The organism is Dendronalium phyllosphericum CENA369, from assembly GCF_016056275.1.
In the GTDB taxonomy this organism is placed as follows: Bacteria; Cyanobacteriota; Cyanobacteriia; order Cyanobacteriales; family Nostocaceae; genus Dendronalium; species Dendronalium phyllosphericum.
In genome coordinates, this window is record NZ_JAECZA010000185.1 from 1,258 (window position 1) to 1,830 (window position 573).

A 573-nucleotide genomic window follows, 5' to 3' on the forward strand; every position below is an offset into this window, starting at 1 on the left:
CTGCGGGCAAAGGCCGCCAATCCCGACCTGCAGGTCACCATTCATGACGAACGCCCCGCGCTCCTCACCCTCTCCCGCCGCATCGCTGCGCTGAACTTCCCCGATCCGACCGGCATCGCCTGGTCGAACGTCACGCTGAACCCCGAGGGCATCTGGTCCGGCCTCCACCGCCTGCTGGCCGAGACCCGACCCGAGGTCCTCCGCCTCTCCGGTCCGCTCCTGCCCGCCGAGGCGTTCGGCGAAGCCGCTCTCACCGGTGTCCGCCGCATCCTGGTCCCCTTTCTCGATCCCTCCGAAGTCACTGCCGCGCGCACGAAACTCGCGCCGGCCCTGGGCACCGTCGGCTTTGCCGAGGACATGAACGGCGAACCGAACGGGACGATCTGCTTCCGCCGGGACTAGGCGTGCGTCGATTCGCGGACCTTGGTTCACAGCACTCCGGCCATACGCGCGTATGTATCGAAGCCATACGCAAAACATACCAAATCCAGACGGGCCTCCGTTCCGGGTCAGGCTGATTAACCCTGCGGTCCCAACGGCTTGATGGTTGGTCTCGGCCACTCGGCTCTGGCT

Annotated in this window: 1 protein-coding gene; it reads left to right on the plus strand. The window is 66.5% G+C overall.

What is annotated here, in order from left to right; all coding sequences use genetic code 11:
- A partial coding sequence (locus I8752_RS22135) for a hypothetical protein (RefSeq protein ID WP_214434428.1) occupies positions 1-402 on the plus strand: 402 nt, incomplete at its 5' end.
- Positions 403-573: the final 171 nt, after the last annotated feature.